At 68.6% G+C, this 20,349-nt stretch carries 13 protein-coding genes; 2 read left to right on the top strand and 11 right to left on the bottom strand.

Annotated features, from left to right (window positions below):
- Positions 1 to 4: 4 nt before the first annotated feature.
- The 4 genes from ACZ7EC_RS16880 to ACZ7EC_RS16865 all read right to left on the bottom strand — a co-directional run bounded on the left by ACZ7EC_RS16880 (position 5) and on the right by ACZ7EC_RS16865 (position 4,559).
- Entirely contained in the window at positions 5 to 1,099 is a 1,095-nt protein-coding gene (locus ACZ7EC_RS16880) for a hypothetical protein (RefSeq protein WP_471063194.1), read from the bottom strand.
- A gap of 34 nt (positions 1,100 to 1,133) precedes the next feature.
- Positions 1,134 to 3,368, bottom strand: a complete 2,235-nt coding sequence (locus ACZ7EC_RS16875; RefSeq protein WP_471063192.1) for a hypothetical protein — start codon at positions 3,366 to 3,368, stop codon at positions 1,134 to 1,136.
- 45 nt (positions 3,369 to 3,413) lie between these two features.
- Positions 3,414 to 3,782: a hypothetical protein gene (locus tag ACZ7EC_RS16870; RefSeq protein WP_471063191.1), complete on the bottom strand. Its 369-nt coding sequence runs from the start codon at positions 3,780 to 3,782 to the stop codon at positions 3,414 to 3,416.
- Positions 3,783 to 3,944: 162 nt separating this feature from the next.
- Entirely contained in the window at positions 3,945 to 4,559 is a 615-nt protein-coding gene (locus tag ACZ7EC_RS16865; protein WP_471063189.1) for a serine/arginine repetitive matrix protein 2, read from the bottom strand.
- A gap of 28 nt (positions 4,560 to 4,587) precedes the next feature.
- Between ACZ7EC_RS16865 and ACZ7EC_RS16860 the strand changes: the two genes are divergently transcribed.
- A complete protein-coding gene (locus ACZ7EC_RS16860) occupies positions 4,588 to 5,532 on the top strand; it encodes a toxin glutamine deamidase domain-containing protein (protein WP_471063187.1) in 945 nt (314 codons plus the stop codon).
- A 125-nt stretch (positions 5,533 to 5,657) separates the two neighbouring features.
- Positions 5,658 to 6,593: a hypothetical protein gene (locus ACZ7EC_RS16855; RefSeq protein WP_471063185.1), complete on the top strand. Its 936-nt coding sequence runs from the start codon at positions 5,658 to 5,660 to the stop codon at positions 6,591 to 6,593.
- Positions 6,594 to 6,698: 105 nt separating this feature from the next.
- Here ACZ7EC_RS16855 and ACZ7EC_RS16850 read toward each other — a convergent pair whose 3' ends face one another.
- From ACZ7EC_RS16850 to rpoB, 7 genes are all read right to left on the bottom strand, one after another.
- Positions 6,699 to 7,643 (bottom strand): hypothetical protein, encoded by a 945-nt coding sequence (locus ACZ7EC_RS16850; RefSeq protein ID WP_471063183.1) that lies wholly within the window; start codon positions 7,641 to 7,643, stop codon positions 6,699 to 6,701.
- A gap of 134 nt (positions 7,644 to 7,777) precedes the next feature.
- Positions 7,778 to 8,971: an elongation factor Tu gene (gene tuf, locus ACZ7EC_RS16845; protein ID WP_471063180.1), complete on the bottom strand. Its 1,194-nt coding sequence runs from the start codon at positions 8,969 to 8,971 to the stop codon at positions 7,778 to 7,780.
- 154 nt (positions 8,972 to 9,125) lie between these two features.
- Positions 9,126 to 11,252: an elongation factor G gene (gene fusA / locus ACZ7EC_RS16840; protein ID WP_397984506.1), complete on the bottom strand. Its 2,127-nt coding sequence runs from the start codon at positions 11,250 to 11,252 to the stop codon at positions 9,126 to 9,128.
- Between the two features lie 39 nt (positions 11,253 to 11,291).
- Positions 11,292 to 11,762 carry a 30S ribosomal protein S7 gene (rpsG, locus tag ACZ7EC_RS16835; RefSeq protein ID WP_003992340.1) on the bottom strand — a complete coding sequence of 157 codons (471 nt, stop codon included), beginning with the start codon at positions 11,760 to 11,762 and terminating at the stop codon, positions 11,292 to 11,294.
- Positions 11,763 to 11,764: 2 nt separating this feature from the next.
- Positions 11,765 to 12,136, bottom strand: a complete 372-nt coding sequence (gene rpsL / locus ACZ7EC_RS16830; RefSeq protein ID WP_003948652.1) for a 30S ribosomal protein S12 — start codon at positions 12,134 to 12,136, stop codon at positions 11,765 to 11,767.
- Between the two features lie 603 nt (positions 12,137 to 12,739).
- Positions 12,740 to 16,639 (bottom strand): DNA-directed RNA polymerase subunit beta', encoded by a 3,900-nt coding sequence (locus ACZ7EC_RS16825; protein WP_471063179.1) that lies wholly within the window; start codon positions 16,637 to 16,639, stop codon positions 12,740 to 12,742.
- A gap of 98 nt (positions 16,640 to 16,737) precedes the next feature.
- Entirely contained in the window at positions 16,738 to 20,223 is a 3,486-nt protein-coding gene (rpoB, locus tag ACZ7EC_RS16820) for a DNA-directed RNA polymerase subunit beta (protein ID WP_397984508.1), read from the bottom strand.
- Between the last annotated feature and the right edge of the window lie 126 nt (positions 20,224 to 20,349).

Genomic DNA, 20,349 nt, shown 5'->3' with positions numbered 1-20,349 from the left:
GCGGTCAGGCCGCCGGCCGTACGCCGGTGCAGCCGCGCCGCTCCGCCTCCTGGCCGGCGAAGGCCCGCAGGGCGTCACGGGCGAACGAGGCGGAGTAGTGCGGGACCGGGTAGGAGTCGGTGTCCCCGTCGTGCAGGTGGTAGAGCACGAACACCGCCCGCTGCGCGGACCGCGGGCACGTCGCGGTGGCCCAGGCGTAGTCCCGGTCGCCGTGCGTGGGCCCGTAGCCCTTCTCCAGCTGGTCACCCTCGCTCGCCAGGAAGTCCTTGGCGGCCGCGCCGTAATAGGCGTAGAGGCCGTAGCCGGGCTTCTTCGCCTCGGTGACCAGGTAGCAGTTGGTCTGCGGGGCGTCCGGGTCCGCCGGGTACTCCATGACATCGGGCGTACCGCTTCCCGCCGCGTCCGTTCCGCGCAGCGCAGCGCAGGAGCCCTGGGCCCGCGCCAGCGGCTTCGCCGTGCCGGGCGCGCCCAGCCGTGCGGTGGACAGGCCGGTGAGTCGCTTGCCCGCCTTCACCTGGCAGCCGTGCTTCTCGGCCGCCTTCCGGGCGGTCTCGGTGGTCACCCGGCCGAGACCGGTCAGGGTGGTGCCGTTCGCCGTGCCGAGCAGGTCACCGTAGGCGACCAGGGCCTTGTCCTTCTGGTCGAGGCAGTCCAGCGCGGCCATGACCTGGTAGGTGCCGCTCGCGTACCTGACGACACCGGACCAGCCGTGGCCGAGCGGCGCCGCCTGCTCCCGCACCCCGTCGTAGTCCGCGTTGTACCAGGTGAGCGTGGAGGCAGGGGCCTTCGCGGTGCTCCAGCGGAGCCTCAGCTCCAGGGAACTGCCCTGCGGCCCGGACTCCTCGGCGCGGACCCGGCAGGCGGCCAGGTAGTCGCCGTCGCCCGCATCCTCTGCCCGGAAGTCCGACGCATGCAGCGCCTCGCTCAGGCCGCCCTGTGCCAGCGAACCGCCGCACGCCCGGTCCAGCGACTCCTCACCACCCCCGGAACCGAAGGCACCGCTGCCGTAGAGCACCGCCCCCACCAGCGCCAGAACGAGCAGGACCGCCCCTGCCCACCACCCGGCGCGCATCCGCCGGGACCCGGATTTCGTCTGCATCGTGCTCATTTCGTCGAAGGCCGTCGCCCGCCGGTCAGCGGTCCGCGCGCAGCGTGCTCAGGGTCCGGTCCCGTCCGTGCGCGTAGTCGTCCTGACCCGCGTGGACGTAGTACTTCGTCCAGTCGCTGTCGACGGCGTGACCGCGGCTGTCCGCCCATGACCTGACCAGCTTCTCGACGTCGTGCTGGCCGGCGTCGTAGGTCTGGGCGTTCTGCTCGGTCGCGGCGAGGTTCGCCTCCGCCACGTGCTCCTTGTTCGACTCGTACGCCCACACGTCGAGCGCCTTCTGGCTGAGGTCTCCCACGGGGCTGAGGTCCTTGACCGGGTTGAACATCAGCGCCGTGCCGAGGGAGGTGCCCAGGCCGTGGTTGAAGTCGGCGGCCCACTGCGTCTTCTTGAACCGCTCGTCGTAGATGATGTCCGACCGTATGCCGTCGTAGGCGCCCATGGCACGGGACGACTCCACGATGCGGTCCCGGATCGTCTTGTCGCCGGCGTCCGGCGGGATCGAGTCCAGCACGTGGTGGGCGTACTGCTGCTCGGCGCCGTAGACGTGCCCGAACGCCTCCGGGTCGTTGGCGATACCGCGCATGACGGCGGCGAGCCGCTGGTGCCCCACGGCCAGGTGCGCGCCGTCCTTGTCGCTCCAGACGGAACCCGGACTGTCCCAGTCGATGTCGTACTTCGACGACGACTCCGCGTAGGTCTCGTGGGTGTCGGCCGTGTACGACGTCATGATGTGGGCCAGCGGCTGGACGAGGTTCTTCGGCAGGTCCTGGGCGTGCTTGTCGGTGTACAGCGTGTTGATCGTCTGCTGGAGGATGCGGGCCTGCGGCTCGCTGTGGCCGCCGATCGGGTGGTAGTCACCGGGCGCCTGGCCGGTCGTGGCGGCCTCCAGGGCCGCGCCGAAGCCCTTGCGGACGTCGCCGTCCTCCGCCATGACGGGAATGCCGACCGTCGTACCGCCGGGCGGGGTCGCGTAGTGGTCCACGACCGTGTCCCAGTCCCGGCCGTGCAGCAGGTACTGCAGGTTGTCGTTGTGGGCCGGGTCCAGGTAGTCGGTGCTCGTCCTCGGGTCGTGCGACATGATGCCGAGCACGCCGTCGAGCGGGTCGTTGGCGAACCAGCCCCGGTCCGTGCCGCTGAACTCGTCCCGCAGGCCCCAGATGGACTCGCTCGGGTTGTCGCCCTTGGACACGTACGACTCCTCCGCGTGCCGGATGTCGTCGGCGGTGTCCTCCAGGAACTTCCCGTTGTAGCCGCCTCCTTGCTGCATCAGGGTGACGAGACTCTGGTAGCCGCGGACCTTCTCGTCCGGGATGGGGCTGAGGCCGTCGATGGTGAACTGCTCGGTTCCGGCCTTCCGCATGTCCGCGCGGAACTTCTGGTAGAAGGACGAGTCCGTGTCCCGGGTCGCGGTCGCCAGTGTCGTGGCGAGCCCCTTCTGGATGTCCAGGTACTGGCCGCTGTGCTGCTTGTCGCCGTGATGGGCGAGGCCGTCGAGGCTGTTGGAGAGCTGGAGAGTGCCCTTGGCGCCCAGCTCGTCCAGCAGGGTCTGGCTGAACGCCTTGTCACCGGAGTTGTCGTGGAAGAGGCGCTGCAGCTCCTTGTAGTCGGCCGCCGAGGCGTTGCCCGCGTTGACGCGCCGCGCGATGTCCCTGCCCTCGTCGGCTTCGTACTTCTCGATGTCGCCCCGGGCCTTGCCGTTGAAGTCAGGGACCTTGCCGAAGCCCGTTTCCGGGCCCTTCACCACGGCCGTGAAGGCGACCTCGACGCCCTTGTCGGCGTCGTCCACGTCCTTCACGCACTGGTCGATGCGGGCCTGCCAGGAGGCGACGGCCTCGCGGACGCTGTCCTGGTAGGAGGGGTCGTGCACGTAGGCCGTCCGCGCGTCCTGGCTCAGCTTCCCGGTGTCGTACGAGACCACGCCCTGGTCCGACACCTTCATGCCCTTGGCGACCGCCTCGTCCCGAGCCGACTCCAATTTCCCCCGCAGGTCCACGAACTGGGTGTGGGCGTCACGCAGTAGCGAGGCGATGGCCCTGGCCTCGGTCTGGGCGTTCTGGAACTCCGTGAGCCGGATCCCGAAGCGCGCGTTGGCGGTCTGCTGGCTCTCCCCCGCCCAGGTCGGGCGCAGGGTGATGCCGTGCACGTCGTTCCGGTAGGCGGTCTCCTGCTTGCCGAGCTCCGTCGCCATGCCGTCCCAGCGTGTGGCGGCCGTGGTGAGCGTGGACAGGTCCGTCGTCAGTATCTCGTGGTACGTCGGCATGGTTCCCCGTTGCAATGCGGTGGCGTACGAGCGGACCCGGTCGCGTCAGTTCGCCGGCGGCGGTGAATACCCGTCGAACACCGACACCTTGCGCGTCCCGTCGCCCACTGCGACGTCCGTACCGAACAGCGCAGTGGTGTTCGTCCGGAGAGCCGATTCGTCTCCGGACAACTGGTTCACCAGGTTCTGCACCTGCTCGCCCCAGATCTTGTGCGCCTTGCCGACGGCGCCGGACGTGAGCCAGCCGTGCCCGTCCTTCGCGTCGAACGCCTTCACCACCGCGCTCGTCTCGTCGTCCGCCCAGGCCCCCGCCGTCCTGGTGTCCGGCTCGATGTCGTTGTGGAGCGCGTTCGCCGCGGCCGTCTTCTCCGCGGGCGAGGACGCGAGATCGGGCCCGCCGCTGCTTCCCGTCACGATGACAACCCCCGTATGCCGATCTGGCGTGACCGCGTCACCGTAGCAAATACCCATGCCCCAGGGGGAAGTTGAGCGACGGCGACCCCGTCGACCTTCGCCGACTCCGGGTGGAAGCGCCACCAACGGCTGCCGGACGGCTTCTCCACCGCGTCGCAGGCGTCACGCCGGCGGCATCGGCGGAGCCATCAGCCGGCGGCGGTGGCGGCCGCGGCGGATCGCGGTCACGACGCAGATGGCCGGGACCGCGAGGGCCGCCGTGAGGAAGCAGCCGACGGCCGCGAGCATGCCGACGGCCATGCCCCGTATCCGGGGCTTGTCGCCGAGGGCGAAGTGGGCGGCGGGGACATCCGAGGTGCAGACGACGGGGAAGTCGCCGGTGGTCTTCGGAGTGAACTCGAAGACACGTTCCCAGGAGCGGGCGCCGAGAGTGACGCGGAAGGTGCCGGACGGCTGGGTCAGGGAGTCGGCGAGGGCCCGCGGGACGCGGCAGTCGACGTGGCCCGGCGCGGACCGGGAGACGTAGATCGTCCGGGCCTTGCCCCGCGTGAAGCCGAAGGTGCGCTGCTCGCCGCCGGTGAACGTCCGTGCCGTGTCGACCATGTGCACCGTGTCCTTGACCGCCAGCACGCCGAACGCGATGCCGGCGCCGACCAGGACGAGGCCGAGCAGCGCCGCCACGACGTACCAGATACCGCGGGGCCGTAGACCCCTCGCGGGGAGCGGCGGGGCGACGCGGCCGCCGTACGGTGTGCCCCGGGTGTTGGGTATGGACATGACGCCGCATCGTAGAGGAGGGGGCTGGATGGGGACCCGAGAGGAAGCCGTGGCGGCGGCCGGGCGATGGCTGCGGACGACCATGTATCCGGCGCGCGCGGATTCCGTCGTGGTGCTGCCGGAGACGGCCGCGTGGCACCCGTACGCCTGGACGGTCCGCTTCGACTTCCGGGAGCATCTGGACACCGGGGACCCGGCGCAGGCCCCGTTCAGCTCCCTCGTCGTGGTGCCGCACGACGGTACGGGGGCCCACTGGTCGCCCACGCACATGCCGGTGGAGCAGTACCTGGCGATGCGGGCGGCGGAGGGACCGCGGGCGGACGGTCCCTGGGCGCGCGCCGCCGCGTGGCTGCGGGACGTCTACGGCGGCCTGGTCGAGCTGGCCGTGCCGCTGAACCGGGAGCCGGTGTACGAGACGAGCGCCGCCTGGCTGCTGGCCTGCCGGGCGGTCCCCCAGCCCGGTTTCCCCGAGGAACCCATGCTCGCGGCCTCCGTCGTGGTGCCGAAGGACGGCGGCACGCCCTTCCACCCCTCCCCCGGCGACCCGCTCGCCGACCTGGAGGCGCCCGGCACGGCGGCCCGGCGCGCGGACGGAGGGCATCTGCACGCGCGCGGCTGCCTCGTCGCCGTGCACTGCGGGATCGACGGGACACCGGTGAGCGCCCTGCCCTGGCGCCCCTTCCACGAGGCCCCCGGCTGGTGGCAGCGGCTCGGACGGCGGTACTTCCCGGAGTTCGAGCCGGTCGGCGTGAGCGGCTGGGACGACGTGGCCGGGGCGGTCGCGGAGCCGGGGCCCGGCACGCGGGGGGTCGTATGGGTGCGCCGCCAGATCAGGGGCCACGAGATCAGCGGAAACCTGGTCTACGTGCACAACAACCAGGGCCGCGTCGTCTTCCTCGACGGCCTGTCCGGCTCCCTCGCCCGTCTCGATCCCCCGCTCCTGCTGCGCGAGTTGGTCCTGCTGCGGCGGTAAAACCGGTGGGTCGCTGTCAGTGGCCTGTGTCACGATCCACAGCGGTCACAACCGGCGGCGGAGGCGACACGCTTCCGCCTGCCCACACCGGCAACGTCTGTGCACGTGTACCTGGGGGGTACCACATGTCACGTCTCCTGGTCATTCCGTCCCGCGGCTCCCGCCTCGCCCGTCTCTCCACCGTCTTCGCCCTGACGCTGGCCTGTGCCGGTGCCACCACCGGCCTGCTGAGCGGCCCCGCGGCGCAGGCCCAGACCGTCTCCGCGGGCTCGCTCGCGTTCAGCGGCGACGAGGGCGACTACATCAGCGGCGGCCAGTCCTACTCCTACTCTCCGGCGTCCGGGGACGGTCTGAACGTCTTCGCCTCCGACGACCACAGCCACATATCCGTCGACGTCAGCGGCGCGAACGGCGACTGGTGGTACCTGGACCTGGCCGCGCCGGGCGGTCGGGCGCTCGCGCCCGGCGACTACACCGGTGCCACCCGCTACCCGTTCAACTCCGCGTCCGAGCCCGGACTTTCAGTGGACGGCAACGGCCGCGGCTGCAACACCCTGACCGGCTCGTTCCACGTCGCCGACGTGACCTTCGGGCCGCACGGGTACGTGCAGAAGCTGGACGCCACCTACGAGCAGCACTGCGAGGGCGGCACCGCCGCGCTCCGCGGTGAGGTGCACATCGACAACCCGGCGCCGCCGGCCGAGCTGGACCTCGGTGTCTCCGTCGCCGTGAAGGGCACGGCGAGCACGCTGAACGGCAAGGCCACCATCGGCGGCACCGTCAGCTGCAACGCGCCGGCCACCGTGAACGTGTCCGGCACCATCACCCAGGTCGCCAAGCGGGTCCTGATCAAGGGCTCGTACGCCACGACGGTCGCCTGCGCGCCGGGCACCCCGGCCGCCTGGACGGCCACGGCCGAGCCCACCGGCACGACCCCGTTCCAGAAGGGCGACGCCGAGGTCGACGCGCAGGCCACCGCCACCGACCCGGCCTACGGCGACACCGTGACGGCGACCCAGACCGCCGTGGTCTCCCTGGCCAGGAGCAAGTCGGTGAACTGATCGAGGACGCGCCGCGGGGGCGGCGGGTGACATCGCGGAGGAGACCGCCGGCGAAGACCGGTGGCCGCCAGTGGTGTCCCCCGCCGCCCCTGGCCGTTTCCGGGGTCAGGAACGCGCGTCCGGGGCCAGGTTCTCCGCGCTGAGCAGGCCGCCGCCCGCCGGGAGGCCCAGGGAGGTGCGCAGGGTGCCTATCGCCGGGTCGCGCAGGGCGACGACCAGGCGGTAGGGCGGGCGGCCGGTGACGGTGCCGGCGGAGTCGGTGGGCGGTACCAGGGACTTCGCCACGGACTTGCCGTCGTGGCCGGGGCACAGGGCCCGGGCGGGGAGGACGACCTCACCGCCGCTCCCGTCGCCCACGTCCACGGAGGCGCCCGACCGGACAGCGGCGGAGGCCCAGGCGACGGGCAGGCCGTGGGCGCCAGCCACCAGGCCGTCCGGGCTCTCGATCTCCACGGCCACCCCCTCGCCGCCGAGCGTGCGCGAGAGCCGGAGCGGCTTTCCGGTACCGGGAGCGGTGAAGCGCAGCCCGATGAACAGGCGGCCCTCGCCGTCGGGGCCCTCCGCGTAGCCGTAGTGGCTCAGCGACAACCGCGGACCGCTGGACGACGGCCCGGCAGCGGGCGCGGCCACGGCCGCCGTCTCGGTCGCGCCCGCCGTCAGCGGGAAGTAGTGGTAGCCCCTGGTGCCGCACCGGTCGCCGTCGGAGGTCCCGCCGCCGGGCAGGGACACCGCCCTGGCCGGTCCAAAGGCGGGCCCGGCGGCCGGTGCGGACGGCGCGGAGCGCGGGAAGAGGCCCAGCTGGAAAGCGCCGAAGGCGACCACCGCCGCGGCCGCCGCCCAGGGCGCCGCGTTCGCCAGCCAGGCGGTCACCGGCCGGGGGCGCCTCGGCCGACGCGGGCGTCGTACCCGGACGGCCGCCAGCCGGTCCCGTGCCGACGGCTCCTTGGGGGCACCCGCGCCACCGCCCGCCATCGCGTCCCGCAGGAACGCCTCCCACTGCTCGTCGGACGGGGACTCGTCGGGGCCTTCGGCGGGCGGGAGAGCGCTCACGGGCTCGCTTTCGTCGGACGATCGGACGGTCGTACGGGAGCGGTGACACGCAGAGGGTACGACGAAGAGGCCCGCACGACCGAAGTCGTACGGGCCTCTCCAGGGTCAGTCAGTGACCTTCAAGCAAGCGGAACTTACTTGACGATCTTGGTGACCTGGCCGGCGCCCACGGTGCGACCACCCTCACGGATGGCGAACTTCAGGCCCTCTTCCATGGCGACCGGCTGGATCAGCTGGACGGTCATCTCGGTGTTGTCGCCCGGCATGACCATCTCGGTGCCCTCGGGGAGGGTCACAACGCCCGTCACGTCCGTCGTACGGAAGTAGAACTGCGGACGGTAGTTGTTGAAGAACGGCGTGTGGCGGCCACCCTCGTCCTTGGACAGGATGTAGGCCTGCGCCTCGAACTCGGTGTGCGGGGTGACCGAGCCCGGCTTGATGATGACCTGGCCGCGCTCGACGTCCTCGCGCTTGATACCGCGGAGCAGCAGACCGACGTTCTCACCGGCCTGGCCCTCGTCGAGCAGCTTGCGGAACATCTCGATGCCGGTGACCGTGGTGGTGGTCTTCTCGGTCTTGATGCCGATGATGTCGACGGTCTCGTTGACCTTGAGGACACCACGCTCGATACGGCCGGTGACGACCGTACCGCGACCGGTGATCGTGAAGACGTCCTCGATCGGCATCAGGAACGGCTTGTCGACGTCGCGCTCCGGCTCCGGAATCGCGGTGTCGACGGCGTTCATGAGGTCCAGGACGGACTGGGTCCACTGCGCGTCGCCCTCGAGGGCCTTCAGCGCGGAGACACGGACGACCGGCAGGTCGTCGCCCGGGAACTCGTACTCGGAGAGAAGCTCACGGACCTCGAGCTCGACGAGCTCCATGATCTCCTCGTCGTCCACCATGTCGGCCTTGTTCAGGGCGACGACGATGTACGGAACGCCGACCTGGCGGGCCAGGAGCACGTGCTCCTTGGTCTGCGGCATCGGGCCGTCGGTGGCGGCGACCACCAGGATCGCGCCGTCCATCTGCGCGGCACCGGTGATCATGTTCTTGATGTAGTCCGCGTGACCCGGGCAGTCGACGTGGGCGTAGTGACGCGCCTCGGTCTGGTACTCGACGTGCGCGATGGAGATGGTGATACCGCGCTGGCGCTCCTCGGGCGCCTTGTCGATGTTGTCGAACGGGGTGGCCTCGTTCAGCTCCGGGTACGCGTCGTGCAGCACCTTGGTAATGGCGGCCGTGAGGGTCGTCTTACCGTGGTCGATGTGACCGATGGTGCCGATGTTGACGTGCGGCTTAGTCCGCTCGAACTTCGCCTTCGCCACTGGGGTCCTCCTGTGGAGTGGTTCTGTACGCCTTACTCATCGGCGCCAGGTGATCTTTGCTGGATAGCCCGGAACCCAGGGCATTCATCCTGGTATGCGGCTGAATGCCCCTTGAGGCTCCGGAGTCAAGCCTAAAGCGTGCGAACGCGGTGCGTTACTCGCCCTTGGCCTTCGCGATGATCTCCTCGGCGACGTTCCGCGGAACCTCGGCGTAGGAGTCGAACTGCATCGAGTAGCTTGCGCGACCCGACGTCTTGCTGCGGAGGTCGCCGACGTAGCCGAACATCTCCGACAGGGGCACGAGGCCCTTCACGACGCGGGCACCAGCCCGCTCCTCCATGGCCTGGATCTGGCCACGGCGGGAGTTGATGTCGCCGATGACCTCACCCATGTAGTCCTCGGGCGTGGTGACCTCGACGGCCATCATCGGCTCCAGGAGCACGGGCGAAGCCTTGCGCGCGGCCTCCTTGAAGGCCTGCGAACCGGCGATCTTGAAGGCGAGCTCGGAGGAGTCGACCTCGTGGAAGGCACCGTCGTGAAGGATGACACGGACACCGGTCATCTCGTAGCCGGCCAGGATGCCGAACTGCATGGCCTCCTGCGCACCGGCGTCCACCGAAGGGATGTACTCCTTCGGGATGCGGCCACCGGTCACCTTGTTCACGAACTCGTACGAGGTGTCGCCGCCCTCGATCGGCTCGATGCCGATCTGCACCTTCGCGAACTGACCGGTACCACCGGTCTGCTTCTTGTGGGTGTAGTCGACGCGCTCGACGGCCTTGCGGATCGTCTCGCGGTAGGCCACCTGCGGCTTGCCGACGTTGGCCTCGACCTTGAACTCGCGCTTCATCCGGTCGACCAGCACCTCGAGGTGAAGCTCGCCCATACCGCCGATGACGGTCTGGCCGGTCTCCTCGTTGGTGTGCACCTGGAAGGAGGGGTCCTCCTCCGCGAGACGCTGGATGGCGACACCCAGCTTCTCCTGGTCGCCCTTGGACTTGGGCTCGATCGCGACCTCGATGACCGGCGCCGGGAAGTCCATGGACTCCAGGATCACCGGGTTCTTCTCGTCGCACAGCGTCTCGCCGGTCGTGGTCTGCTTCAGACCCATGACGGCGACGATGTCGCCGGCGCCCACCGACTCGATCTCCTCACGCTTGTTGGCGTGCATGCGGTAGATCTTGCCGATGCGCTCCTTGCGGCCCTTGACGGAGTTCAGCACGGCGGTGCCGGACTCCAGGCGGCCGGAGTACACGCGGACGAAGGTGAGCTTGCCGAGGTGCGGGTCGCTCATGATCTTGAACGCCAGCGCCGACAGCGGCTCGTCGTCGGACGGCTTGCGCTTGACGACCGTCTCCGGGTCCTTGACGTCGTGGCCCTCGATGGCCTCGATGTCGACCGGCGACGGCAGGTAGCGCACGACCGCGTCGAGCAGGGGCTGGACGCCCTTGTTCTTGAACGCGGTACCGCAGAACACCGGGGTGACCGTGGTGCCGACGCCCTTGCCGGACGCGATGGTGATACGACGGATCGCGGCGTACAGCTGCTCCACGGAAGGCTCCTCGCCCTCCAGGTACAGCTCCATGATCTCTTCGTCGTTCTCGGCCACGGCCTCGATCAGCTTGCCGCGGTACTCCTCGGCAGCCTCGGTGTGGGTGTCCGGGATGTCGACGGTGTCGTACATCTCGCCCTTGGTGGCCTCGGCGGACCACACGTAGGCCTTCATCGTCACCAGGTCGACGACGCCCTTGAAGTCCGCCTCGGCACCGATCGGCAGCTGCATGACCAGCGGCTGGGCGCCCAGACGGTCGACGATCATGTCGACGCAGCGGTGGAACTCGGCACCGGTGCGGTCGAGCTTGTTGACGAAGCAGATGCGCGGAACGCCGTAGCGGTCCGCCTGACGCCACACCGTCTCGGACTGGGGCTCAACGCCGGCGACGCCGTCGAACACCGTCACGGCACCGTCGAGCACGCGCAGGGAACGCTCCACCTCGACGGTGAAGTCGACGTGACCCGGCGTGTCGATGATGTTGATGGTGTGGTCGACGTCTTCCAGCGACCAGTGACAGGTGGTGGCAGCAGAGGTGATCGTGATGCCACGCTCCTGCTCCTGCTCCATCCAGTCCATGGTGGCAGCGCCGTCGTGGACCTCACCGATCTTGTAGGACACACCGGTGTAGAACAGGATCCGCTCGGTGGTGGTCGTCTTGCCCGCGTCGATGTGGGCCATGATCCCGATGTTGCGGACCTTGGCCAGGTCAAGTGAAGTGGTAGCCATAAGGCTTCAGTCTTCTCTCGGTCTCGATGTGGGTAGCGACTACCAGCGGTAGTGCGCGAAGGCCTTGTTGGACTCGGCCATCTTGTGGGTGTCCTCGCGCTTCTTCACAGCGGCGCCGAGGCCGTTGGACGCGTCGAGAAGCTCGTTGAGCAGACGCTCGGTCATGGTCTTCTCGCGACGGGCGCGGGAGTAACCGACGAGCCAGCGCAGCGCGAGCGTGTTGGCGCGACCGGGCTTGACCTCGATCGGAACCTGGTACGTCGCACCACCGACACGGCGGGACTTGACCTCGAGGGTCGGCTTGATGTTCTCCAGCGCGCGCTTCAGCGTGATGATCGGGTCGTTGCCCGTCTTCTCACGCAGACCCTCCATGGCGCCGTAGACGATGCGCTCGGCGGTGGAGCGCTTGCCGTTCAGCAGCACCTTGTTGATGAGGGAGGTCACCAGAGGAGAGCCGTACACCGGGTCGATGATGACCGGGCGCTTCGGGGCGGGGCCCTTACGAGGCATTCTTACTTCTCCTTCTTGGCGCCGTAGCGGCTGCGGGCCTGCTTGCGGTTCTTGACACCCTGGGTGTCGAGGGAGCCGCGGATGATCTTGTAGCGAACACCCGGCAGGTCCTTCACACGGCCGCCGCGCACGAGCACGATGGAGTGCTCCTGGAGGTTGTGGCCCTCACCCGGAATGTAAGCGGTGACCTCGATCCCGCTGGTCAGACGCACACGCGCGACCTTACGCAGGGCCGAGTTCGGCTTCTTCGGGGTGGTCGTGAACACACGCGTGCAGACGCCGCGGCGCTGAGGGGAACCCTCGAGTGCGGGCGTCTTGTTCTTCTCGACCTTGTCCTGCCGGCCCTTACGGACCAGCTGCTGGATCGTAGGCACTACTTCTCCGGTTTCTGTGTGCCGAATAGGTAAAGCTAACCTGGAACGCCTCCGACCCACGCGGTCGGGTGTGTCGAATCCGCCAGACTCCCGCCGCAAGGCGAGAAGGGCGCGAATTACGGTGGCCGTTCGAGGCTCGCCATACGGTTTCAAGGCACGCACAGCAGCCAGGGCACACCCCAGGCACAAGGTCTGAGGGTACCTAGCTCATTCGCTGTGGTCAAAACAAATGAAGCCGCCCCCGACACGCCGGGGCTTGACACGCTCCATGTTCACCCACCTGAGTGACTTCCCGCGAGCGGAGCGCACGGCGCCGGGCCGCTCCGCGCCTGCCGCCGGCGAGCGCCGTACGGGCGCCGTCGCGGTCGCGGCCAGGCCCCGGCGACCGCATGACCGCGGCGAGCCGTACGGAGGCGAGTACGGCCGCACGGCCGCTCCTCGGCGGCTCCCGCGGCACGGGGCCGGCGCGGCCCCGTGCCGGTCGAGGCCCCTGCCGCTCCGCGTCCCCGCCGGTCCTGGTCCCTGCGGCGGCAGACACGCCGAAGGGCGGCCGCCCCCGAGGGGAGCGGCCGCCCTTCAGAGCGACTGCTTCAGACTGCCCGCTTACTGGTTGTACGGACCGTAGTCGTAGTCCTCCAGCGGAACGGCCTGGCCGGAGCCCGTGCCGAACGGCGAGTAGTCGATGTCGTCGTAGCCGACGGCCGAGTACATCGCGGCCTTGGCCTCCTCGGTCGGCTCCACCCGGATGTTGCGGTAGCGGGACAGACCCGTACCGGCCGGGATGAGCTTACCGATGATGACGTTCTCCTTGAGGCCGATGAGGCTGTCGGACTTGGCGTTGATCGCCGCATCCGTCAGGACTCGGGTCGTCTCCTGGAAGGAGGCGGCCGACAGCCAGGACTCCGTCGCCAGCGAGGCCTTGGTGATACCCATCAGCTGCGGACGACCGGAGGCCGGGTGACCGCCCTCCTGGACCACACGACGGTTCTCGGTCTCGAACTTCGAGCGCTCGACCAGCTCGCCGGGCAGCAGCTCCGCGTCGCCCGACTCGATGATCGTCACCCGGCGCAGCATCTGCCGGATGATGATCTCGATGTGCTTGTCGTGGATCGACACACCCTGCGAGTTGTAGACCTTCTGGACCTCGCCGACCAGGTGGACCTGGACGGCACGCTGACCCAGGATGCGCAGCACGTCGTGCGGGTTGGTGGCACCCACGGTGAGCTGCTGGCCCACCTCGACGTGCTCGCCCTCGCGGACCAGGACCTTGGCACGCTTCGAGATCGGGAAGGCCGTCTCGTCGCTGCCGTCGTCCGGAGTGACGACGATCTTCTTCGTCTTCTCCGTCTCCTCGATCCGCACCCGGCCGGAGGCCTCGGAGATCGGGGCGACACCCTTCGGGGTACGGGCCTCGAACAGCTCGACGACACGCGGCAGACCCTGGGTGATGTCGTCACCGGCCACACCACCGGTGTGGAAGGTACGCATCGTCAGCTGGGTACCGGGCTCACCGATGGACTGGGCGGCGATGATGCCGACCGCCTCACCGATGTCGACCAGCTTGCCGGTGGCCAGCGAACGGCCGTAGCACATCGCGCAGGTGCCGACGGCGGACTCGCAGGTCAGGACCGAGCGGGTCTTGACCGTCTCCACACCGTGCTTGACCAGCTCGTCGATGAGCACGTCGCCGAGGTCGGTGCCGGCCGGGGCCAGCACCTTGCCGTCGACCACGATGTCCTCGGCGAGGCAGCGCGCGTACACCGACGTCTCGACGTTGCCCGTCTTGCGCAGGACACCGTCCTCGCCGCGCTCGGCGATCGCCAGCTTGAGGCCGCGCTCGGTGCCGCAGTCCTCCTCGCGGATGATGACGTCCTGGGAGACGTCGACCAGACGACGGGTGAGGTAACCCGAGTCGGCGGTACGCAGAGCGGTGTCCGCCAGACCCTTACGGGCACCGTGGGTGGAGATGAAGTACTCCAGCACGGACAGGCCCTCACGGAACGAGGCCTTGATCGGACGCGGGATGGTCTCGTTCTTCGCGTTCGACACCAGACCGCGCATACCGGCGATCTGCCGCATCTGCATCATGTTTCCTCGGGCACCCGAGTCGACCATCATGAAGATGGGGTTGGTCTTGGGGAAGTTCTCGTTCATCGCCTCGGCGACCTCGTTGGTCGCCTTGGTCCAGATCGCGATGAGTTCCTGAGTGCGCTCTTCCTTGGTGATCAGACCGCGCTCGTACTGCTTCTGGACCTTCTCGTCCTGGGCCTCGTAGCCCGCGACGATGGCCTTCTTCGCCTCGGGGACGACGACGTCGGAGATGGCCACGGTGACACCGGAGCGGGTGCCCCAGTAGAAGCCGGCCGCCTTCAGGTTGTCGAGCGTCGCCGCCACGATGACCTTGGGGTAGCGCTCCGCCAGGTCGTTGACGATCTCGCCGAGCTGCTTCTTGCCCACCGAGTAGTCGACGAACGGGTAGTCCTCGGGCAGCAGCTCGTTGAACAGCGCCCGGCCCAGGGTGGTGCGCAGGCGGAACGAGTCCCCCGGCTGCCACTCGGGCTCGCCCTCCTCGCGGGCCGGCGGGGTCCAGCCGCGCGGCGGGATGGTGCCCACCGGGAAGCGGATGTCGACCGACGCCTGGAGGGACAGCTCGCCGGCGTCGAACGCCATCGTCGCCTCGGCCGTGGAGCCGAACGCGCGGCCCTCGCCCTTGACGTCGCGCAGCTCGCCGTCGGTGGTGAGGAAGAACAGACCGAGGACCATGTCCTGGGTCGGCATCGTCACCGGGCGGCCGTCGGCCGGCTTGAGGATGTTGTTCGAGGACAGCATCAGGATGCGGGCCTCGGCCTGCGCCTCCGCGGACAGCGGCAGGTGCACGGCCATCTGGTCACCGTCGAAGTCCGCGTTGAACGCGGTGCAGACGAGCGGGTGGATCTGGATGGCCTTGCCCTCGACCAGCTGCGGCTCGAAGGCCTGGATGCCGAGACGGTGCAGGGTGGGCGCACGGTTCAGCAGCACCGGGTGCTCGGCGATGACCTCTTCGAGGACGTCGTACACCACGGTGCGGCCGCGCTCGACCATGCGCTTGGCCGACTTGATGTTCTGCGCGTGGTTCAGGTCGACCAGGCGCTTCATCACGAACGGCTTGAACAGCTCCAGCGCCATCGCCTTGGGCAGACCGCACTGGTGCAGCTTGAGCTGCGGGCCGACGACGATGACGGAACGCGCCGAGTAGTCGACACGCTTGCCGAGCAGGTTCTGGCGGAAACGGCCCTGCTTGCCCTTCAGCATGTCGCTGAGGGACTTCAGCGGACGGTTGCCGGGGCCCGTCACCGGGCGGCCGCGGCGGCCGTTGTCGAAGAGGGCGTCGACCGCCTCCTGGAGCATGCGCTTCTCGTTGTTCACGATGATCTCGGGCGCGCCGAGGTCGAGAAGCCGCTTCAGGCGGTTGTTGCGGTTGATGACACGGCGGTACAGGTCGTTCAGGTCGGAGGTCGCGAAGCGGCCACCGTCCAGCTGCACCATCGGACGCAGGTCCGGCGGGATGACCGGGACGCAGTCCAGGACCATGCCCTTGGGGCTGTTGGAGGTCTGGAGGAACGCGGAGACGACCTTCAGCCGCTTGAGGGCGCGGGTCTTCTTCTGGCCCTTGCCGGTGCGGATGATCTCGCGGAGCTTCTCGGCCTCTTCCTCCAGGTCGAAGGACTCCAGGCGCTTCTGCAGCGCCGCGGCACCCATCGAACCGTCGAAGTACGTGCCGAAACGGTCGCGCAGCTCGCGGTAGAGCAGCTCGTCGCCCTCCAGGTCCTGGACCTTGAGGTTCTTGAACCGGTTCCACACCTCGTCGAGGCGGTCGATCTCGCGCTGCGCACGGTCGCGCAGCTGCTTCATCTCGCGCTCGGCACCCTCGCGCACCTTGCGGCGCACGTCGGCCTTGGCGCCCTCGGCCTCCAGCTCGGCCAGGTCGGACTCGAGCTTCTTGGCGCGGGCCTCCAGGTCGGCGTCGCGGCGGTTCTCGATCTGCTGGCGCTCGACCGAGACGTGCGCCTCCAGGGAGGGCAGGTCGCGGGTACGACGCTCCTCGTCGACGTACGTGATCATGTACGCCGCGAAGTAGATGACCTTCTCCAGGTCCTTCGGGGCGAGGTCCAGCAGGTAGCCCAGGCGGGACGGGACGCCCTTGAAGTACCAGATGTGGGTGACGGGAGCGGCCAGCTCGATGTGGCCCATCCGCTCACGGCGCACCTTGGCGCGCGTGACCTCGACGCCACAGCGCTCGCAGATGATGCCCTTGAAGCGGACGCGCTTGTACTTGCCGCAGTAGCACTCCCAGTCCCGCGTCGGACCGAAGATCTTCTCGCAGAAGAGTCCGTCCTTTTCGGGCTTCAGGGTGCGGTAGTTGATCGTCTCGGGCTTCTTGACCTCGCCGTGGCTCCACTGACGGATGTCGTCAGCGGTGGCCAGGCCGATCCGGAGCTCGTCGAAGAAGTTGACGTCGAGCACTATGCGTCAATCCCTCTCAGGGTCGTTAAGTCTGTGGTCTGAAACGGGGGCCTGGGGGTCGGCGGGGCCCTGTGGGTGAGGGCCCCGCCGGACTCCCGTCAGACCTCTTCGACGCTGCTCGGCTCGCGCCGGGACAGGTCGATACCGAGCTCCTCCGCAGCGCGGAAGACATCCTCGTCGGTGTCACGCATCTCGATGGACATACCGTCGCTGGACAGCACCTCCACGTTCAGGCAGAGCGACTGCATCTCCTTGATGAGCACCTTGAAGGACTCGGGGATGCCGGGCTCGGGGATGTTCTCGCCCTTGACGATGGCCTCGTAGACCTTCACGCGGCCGGTGACGTCGTCGGACTTGATGGTCAGCAGCTCCTGGAGGGCGTACGCGGCGCCGTAGGCCTCGAGGGCCCACACCTCCATCTCGCCGAAGCGCTGGCCACCGAACTGCGCCTTACCACCCAGCGGCTGCTGGGTGATCATCGAGTACGGACCGGTCGAGCGCGCGTGCAGCTTGTCGTCGACCAGGTGGTGCAGCTTCAGGATGTACATGTAGCCGACCGAGATCGGGTCCGGGAACGGCTCACCGCTGCGGCCGTCGAACAGCCGCGCCTTGCCGGACGGGAGCACCATGCGCTCGCCGTCGCGGTTCGGGATGGTGTGCTGGAGCAGACCCGCCAGCTCGTCCTCGCGGGCACCGTCGAACACCGGGGTGGCGACGTTGGTGCGCGGGGCGACCTTGTCGGCGCCGATGGCCTGCAGGCGCTGGGCCCAGTCGTCGGCGAGACCGGAGACGTCCCAGCCGCGGCTGGCGAGCCAGCCGAGGTGGATCTCCAGGACCTGTCCCGGATTCATTCGGGACGGCACACCCAGCGGGTTGAGGATGATGTCGACCGGGGTGCCGTCCTCCAGGAACGGCATGTCCTCGATCGGCAGGATCTTGGAGATGACACCCTTGTTGCCGTGGCGGCCGGCGAGCTTGTCACCGTCGGTGATCTTGCGCTTCTGCGCGACGTAGACGCGGACCAGCTGGTTCACGCCCGGCGGCAGCTCGTCGCCCTCCTCGCGGTCGAAGACGCGCACGCCGATGACCTTGCCGGTCTCGCCGTGCGGCACCTTCAGCGAGGTGTCGCGGACCTCACGGGCCTTCTCGCCGAAGATGGCGCGCAGCAGGCGCTCCTCCGGGGTCAGCTCGGTCTCGCCCTTGGGCGTGACCTTGCCGACGAGGATGTCGCCGGCGATGACCTCGGCACCGATGCGGATGATGCCGCGCTCGTCCAGGTCGGCGAGGACCTCCTCGGAGACGTTCGGGATGTCCCGCGTGATCTCCTCGGGGCCGAGCTTGGTGTCACGGGCGTCGACCTCGTGCTCCTCGATGTGGATCGAGGAGAGGACGTCGTCCTGCACGAGGCGCTGCGACAGGATGATCGCGTCCTCGTAGTTGTGACCCTCCCACGGCATGAACGCCACGAGCAGGTTCTTGCCGAGGGCCATCTCGCCGTTCTCGGTGGCCGGACCGTCGGCGAGGACCTGGCCCTCGATGATCCGGTCACCCTCGTTGACGATGACCTTCTGGTTGACCGAGGTGCCCTGGTTGGAGCGGGAGAACTTGTGCAGGCGGTACGTGATGTACGTGCCGTCGTCGTTCGCCGTGGTGATGTAGTCCGCGGAGACCTCCTGGACCACACCCGCCTTCTCGGCCTTGACCACGTCGCCGGCGTCGACGGCGGAGCGGTACTCCATGCCGGTGCCGACGAGCGGGGCCTCGGACTTAATCAGCGGAACGGCCTGACGCATCATGTTCGCGCCCATGAGGGCACGGTTGGCGTCGTCGTGCTCCAGGAAGGGGATCATGGCCGTCGCGACCGACACCATCTGGCGCGGCGAGACGTCCATGTAGTCCACGTCCTCGCCGCCGACGTAGTCGACCTCGCCGCCGCGGCGGCGGACCAGCACGCGGGCCTCGGCGAAGCGGAGGTCGTCCGTCAGCGGGGCGTTGGCCTGCGCGATGACGAAGCGGTCCTCCTCGTCGGCGGTCAGGTAGTCGACCTCGTCGGTGACCTGGCCGTCGATGACCTTGCGGTACGGGGTCTCGACGAAACCGAACGCGTTGACCCGGCCGTAGGAGGCGAGCGAGCCGATCAGACCGATGTTCGGGCCTTCGGGCGTCTCGATCGGGCACATGCGGCCGTAGTGCGAGGGGTGCACGTCACGGACCTCGAAGCCGGCCCGCTCACGGGAGAGACCACCCGGACCAAGGGCCGACAGACGGCGCTTGTGGGTGAGACCCGACAGCGGGTTGTTCTGGTCCATGAACTGCGACAGCTGGCTGGTGCCGAAGAACTCCTTGATGGAGGCGACGACCGGCCGGATGTTGATCAGGGTCTGCGGCGTGATCGCCTCGACGTCCTGGGTCGTCATGCGCTCGCGCACGACGCGCTCCATACGGGCCAGACCCGTGCGGACCTGGTTCTGGATGAGCTCGCCGACGCTGCGCAGACGGCGGTTGCCGAAGTGGTCGATGTCGTCGGTCTCGACGACGATCGTGTCGCCGTTGGCACCCGTGGTCTCGGTCTCGCCGGCGTGCAGCTGCACCAGGTACTTGATCGTCGAGATGATGTCCTCGACGGTCAGGATGCCCGCGTCCAGCGGGGCGTCGGCGCCCAGCTTCTTGTTGACCTTGTAGCGGCCGACCTTGGCGAGGTCGTAGCGCTTCGGGTTGAAGTAGAGGTTCTCAAGGAGCGTCTGCGCGGCCTCGCGCGTGGGGGGCTCGCCCGGACGCAGCTTGCGGTAGATGTCGAGCAGCGCGTCGTCCTGGCCCTGGGTGTGGTCCTTCTCCAGGGTGGCGCGCATCGACTCGTAGTCGCCGAACTCTTCGAGGATCTGCTCGGTGGTCCAGCCGAGGGCCTTCAGAAGGACGGTGACCGACTGCTTGCGCTTGCGGTCGATACGCACACCGACCATGTCGCGCTTGTCGATCTCCATCTCCAGCCAGGCACCCCGCGACGGGATGATCTTGGCGGAGAAGATGTCCTTGTCGGACGTCTTGTCGATGGAGGAGTCGAAGTAGACACCGGGGGAACGGACCAGCTGAGACACCACGACACGCTCGGTGCCGTTGATGACGAAGGTGCCCTTGTTCGTCATGAGCGGGAAGTCGCCCATGAAGACCGTCTGGGACTTGATCTCACCGGTCTCGTTGTTGGTGAACTCGGCGGTGACGAAGAGGGGAGCGGCGTACGTGAAGTCGCGCTCCTTGCACTCGTCGATGGAGTTCTTCGGCGGCTCGAAGCGGTGGTCCCGGAACGTCAGCGACATCGACCCGGAGAAGTCCTCGATCGGGGAGATCTCCTCGAAGATCTCCTCCAGACCGGACTTGGTGGGGACGTCCTGGCCGTTCTCCAGAGCCTCCTCGACCCGACTCTGCCAGGCGGTGTTGCCGAGCAGCCAGTCAAAGCTCTCGGTCTGCAGCGCGAGCAGGTTCGGAACCTCGAGAGGCTCCTTGATCTTTGCAAAGGAAATGCGCAGCGGGGCGGTGCTTGCGCCGTTGTTCGTATTCGCGGTCGAGGCGTTGCGCGAGGCGGCCAAGAGGGGGTCCTTCCGAGGGCTCGGACTCACTACGCGCGTACCGGCCCCTCCCTCCAGCACGGAGACGGAAACCCCAGGTCAGGGGGATCGGTCATCGATGCTTGAGTGAGGGCAGACCCCTGGTGA

Source organism: Streptomyces sp. NPDC037203, assembly GCF_055605065.1.
The sequence above is the reverse complement of the archived record's forward strand: the minus strand, read 5'-3'. Positions and strand labels throughout refer to the sequence as shown.